This window comes from Paraburkholderia sp. 31.1 (assembly GCF_014397645.1).
Lineage (GTDB): Bacteria > Pseudomonadota > Gammaproteobacteria > Burkholderiales > Burkholderiaceae > Paraburkholderia > Paraburkholderia tuberum.
This window is the reverse complement of record NZ_VZQN01000154.1, coordinates 1-1,404: the sequence shown is the minus strand read 5'-3', so window position 1 is coordinate 1,404 and position 1,404 is coordinate 1. Positions and strand designations below refer to the sequence as shown.

1 protein-coding gene is annotated in these 1,404 nt (G+C 63.5%); it reads left to right on the top strand.

All coding sequences use genetic code 11. The annotated features are described in order from the left end of the window. Positions 1 to 110 precede the first annotated feature (110 nt). Positions 111 to 1,404: IS4 family transposase (locus F6X37_RS35725; protein ID WP_187614665.1), on the top strand; the 1,294-nt coding region annotated here is incomplete at its 3' end.

Genomic DNA, 1,404 nt, shown 5'->3' with positions numbered 1-1,404 from the left:
TCCGCAACCGTAGGCCGGAACAAACCGTCGTCGAGCAATGAGATCGACCGGGGCTTGTAAACTTTCGGCGCGTCGCGTTTACTCTTGCTTTTTGCGTGAACGCCTTGGCCCTGGAAGCACCGTGCTGGACGGAAACCGAATTTGCTGACCTCGACCTTGGCGACGCGCGCTTGAACAGGCGAGCAAGGACATTGATGGAACGATTGGCGGCCAAGCCGACGGCTGGCGTGCCGCAGGCGTGTCGGGGCTGGGGCGAGACGATGGCGGCGTACCGCTTCTTCGACAACGACGAGGTCCAGTGGAGTGCGATTCTGGAGCCGCACTGGCGGCAGACCGAGCAACGAATGGCCGCCCAGTCGGTCGTGTTGTGCCTGCAGGACACCACAGAACTGGATTTCAACGGCCGGCAGGCCGCGGGCCTTGGGCCACTGTCTTACGAGATGCAGCGCGGAATGTATTTGCATCCGACCTATGCGGTGACGCCTGAGCGGGTGCCGCTGGGTGTACTCGACGCGTGGATGTGGGCGCGTGAGCCCAAGGACGCGCAGGGCAAGCGCGGCGGGCTCAAGGAAAGCCTGCGCTGGATCGAGGGTTACGAGCGGGTAGCGGAAACGGCATCGAGCCTGCCGCACACGCGACTGGTGTACGTCGCTGATCGCGAGGCAGACATGCTCGCGCTGATGGTGCGGGCGCAGGAGTTGGGCACGCCGGCGGATTGGCTGATTCGCTCGACCCACGACCGCGCGCTGCCCGAGGGAGCTAAGCTTTGGACGGCGACGACAGAAGGCGCACCGCTCGGCGAGATTGCCTTCACGATGGGCTCGCGTCACGGCGTGAAGGCGCGCCAGGTGCGCCAGCACGTATGGTTGCGGCGCATCGAACTGCCGGCAGGCGTTGGTCAAAGCGTAGCGGCCACGTGTCTGGTGGCGCGTGAGTTTGATGCACCAGACGGCGTCAAGCCGATCGAATGGCGCTTGCTGACCAACCGCGAAGCCACGACGCTGCAGGAAGCGATTGAACTGATCGACTGGTATCGGGCGCGCTGGGAAATCGAGATCCTGTTCAACGTGCTGAAGAACGGTTGCCGAGTCGAGGCGCTGCAACTGGGCGCGATCGAACGGCTCGAACGCGCGCTGGCGCTGTTTCTGGTCGTGGCTTGGCGAATCGTCCATCTGATGCACATGGGCCGCAGTTGCCCCGATCTGGATGCCGAACTGTTCTTCGATGTCGATGAAATTCGCGGCGCGTATTTGCTGACCGACGTCAAGCAGCCAGCCAGGCCCAAGCTCAACGAGGTGCTGCGCTTGATCGCGCGCTTGGGCGGATTCCTCGGCCGCAAGGGCGATGGCGAACCCGGCGCGAAAGCTATTTGGCTGGGACTCAAAGAGGTTCATATCGCTGCCA